This is a genomic window from Rhizobacter sp. P3_B12 (genome assembly GCF_056402895.1).
The window spans coordinates 1-2,614 of record NZ_JBFUGN010000873.1 but is presented as its reverse complement, the minus strand read 5'-3'; the positions used below and the strand labels follow the sequence as shown (position 1 = coordinate 2,614).

The following is a 2,614-nucleotide window of genomic DNA, read 5'->3' as shown; positions in this document are numbered from 1 at the left end:
GTGCAGGCCACGCCGTGCAGCATCGAGCGCGAGGCACGCCCCGCGAAGAAGCTGGACATCGGCCTCGCCGACATGCTGAGCGGCGTGCTCGCGAACCAGTTGCAGCAGTACGGCAACCTGGTGAAGGCCTTGCCGTCGACGGTCGGCGCGCTCTCCCAGGTGGCCACGCAAGGCGTGCGCAGCGTGGCCGGCAGGGCGGTGGCCCAGGTGCGCGGCAGCACTGGCGGCGCATCGATCGGCCTCGCGCCGCGCACGCGCCTCAACGCCTCGGTGACCGACGGCCGCGCCTTCGCCGGCGTCAGCCTGCCGATCGCGCAGATCAAGGCGCTGCGCCGCGCGCACGGCGCGACGCTGAACGATGTCGTGCTGATGCTGTGCGGCGGCGCGCTGCGGCGGCACTTTTTGCAGCACGGCCCGCTGCCGCGCAAGTCGATGGTGGCGGCGGTGCCGGTGTCCACCCGCGCGGCCGGCGACACGACCGCGAACAACCAGGCCTCGATGACGGTCGTCAACCTCGGCACCCATGTCGCCGACCCGATGGAGCGCCTGCTGTACGTCAAGGCCGCCAGCGCCGCAATGAAATCCACGCTAGGCAGCGTCAAGAGCCTGATGCCCACCGATTTCCCGTCGCTCGGCGTGCCGTGGCTGATGAGCACCGTCACCTCGCTGTATGGCAAGGCGAAGGTGGCCGACCGGCTCCCGCCGATCGCCAACGTCGTGATCTCCAACGTGCCCGGGCCGGCGTTTCCGCTGTACATGGCCGGCGCGCGCATGCTGACCAACTACCCGGCGTCGATCGTCGTCCATGGCGTCGCGCTCAACATCACGGTGCAGAGCTACGACCAATCGCTGGATTTCGGCTTGATGGCGTGCGCGAAGGCGATGCCCGAGGTGGCGGAACTCGCCGAGCATCTGCAGGAAGCACTGGCCGAGTTGCTGGCGCTGCCGGCCACCAGCGAGCCTGTCGCCAAGGCGACACCCGAGCCCGCATCCAGGCCAGCACCCAAGCCCCGGCCGAAGGCCACCRCCAAGCCTAGGGCCAAGGCTCCAGCCAAAGCCGCCGCCGCCGGCTGATTGCCCACTAAGATGCAAGCGTATTCACGACGGCCCGACGCGGCCCCCCACCATGCCTCGTGACGGCGCGCAGCAGTCTTCCCACGACGATCTGAAGGCCCCCAATGCCTTGCTCCTGATGCTCGAAGGGCGCGCGCCCTGGGAGTTCGCGGCGATGCTCGCGTCGTCCCCGGTGCTCAACCGCGCGCTCGACAAGCTGCCGCCCGGCGATGGCCACCCGGTGCTGGTCTTCCCGGGTCTCGCCGCCGCCGATTTCACGACCGTGCCGTTGCGCAACTTCCTGCGCGACCGCGGCTACGTGCCTTACCCGTGGGAGCAGGGCTTCAATTTCGGCCCGCGCGAGGGCGTGCTCGAGCGCTGCGCCGAGACGCTCGACCTGCTGCACCGCCGCCACCAGCAGCCGGTCAGCCTGATCGGCTGGAGCCTGGGCGGCGTGTACGCGCGCGAGGTCGCGAAGGTGCGCCCGCAGCAGACGCGCTGCGTGATCACGCTCGGCACCCCGTTCACTGGCCACCCGCGGGCGACCAACGCATGGCGCCTCTACGAATGGGTCAGCGGCCAGAGCGTGCACGACCCGGCCCTGCTCGAGCAGGTGCGCCGGCCGCCGCCGGTGCCTACCACCTCGATCTACTCGCGCACCGACGGCGTCGTCGCGTGGCAGTGCAGCATCAACGAGGCATCGCCGCAGGCCGAGAACATCGAGGTGCATGCCAGCCACATGGGCATGGGCATGAACCCGCTGGCGCTCTATGCGATCGCCGACCGGCTCGCGCAGGACCCGGCGCACTGGCGGCGCTTCGAGGCCGATGGTGCGCGGCGGTGGTTCTTCAAGACCGCCGCGGCATGAAGCTCGCGGCCAACGGCATTTCGCTCGAGGTCGAAGACCATGGTTCGCCGCAGGGCGAGCCGCTGCTGCTGGTGATGGGCCTGGGCATGCAGTTGACGGCCTGGCCCGACGAGCTGGTGCAGATGCTGGTGGCCAGGGGCTTCCGCGTGATCCGCTTCGACAACCGCGACGCCGGCCTGAGCCAGGGTTTCGATGCGCTGGGCGTGCCCAACCTGCCGCTGGCCGCGATGAAGTACGCCTTGCACCTGCCGATACGCCCGCCGTATCCGCTGCGCGCGCTGGCCGACGATGCGGCCGGCGTGCTCGATGCGCTGGGCATCGCGCAGGCGCATGTGTGCGGCGCGTCGATGGGCGGCATGGTTGCGCAGCTGATGGCCATTCACCATCCGCAGCGCGTGAAGAGCCTGACGCTGATGATGACCACCACCGGCGCGCGCCGGCTGCCGACGGCCACGCCCGAGGTGCGGCGTGCGCTGCTGAGCCGCCCGGAGGATCCGCACAACCCCGAATCGGTGGCGGCGCACCTGGGCCGCTTCATGCACCTGATCGGCAGCCCGGGCTACCGGCCCGATCCGCAGTGGATGCAGGACAAGCTGCGCGCCGCGGTGGCGCGGGCCTGGCGGCCGGCGGGCACCGGGCGGCAGCTGGTCGCGATCGTGGCCGATGGCGACCGCAGTGCGCGGCTGGCGCCGA

3 protein-coding genes are annotated in these 2,614 nt (G+C 70.8%); all 3 read left to right on the top strand.

The window, feature by feature from the left end; all coding sequences use genetic code 11:
- The coding region (locus AC1D01_RS29375) for a WS/DGAT domain-containing protein (protein ID WP_477872713.1) at positions 1-1,074 on the top strand (1,074 nt) is incomplete at its 5' end.
- A gap of 52 nt (positions 1,075-1,126) precedes the next feature.
- The gene (locus tag AC1D01_RS29370) at positions 1,127-1,921 is read left to right on the top strand and encodes an esterase/lipase family protein (protein WP_477872711.1); all 795 of its coding nucleotides are present in this window, start codon (positions 1,127-1,129) and stop codon (positions 1,919-1,921) included.
- Positions 1,918-2,614 (top strand): alpha/beta fold hydrolase (locus AC1D01_RS29365; protein WP_477872709.1); only part of this gene is annotated, 697 nt, incomplete at its 3' end. The genes AC1D01_RS29370 and AC1D01_RS29365, both read left to right, overlap by 4 nt.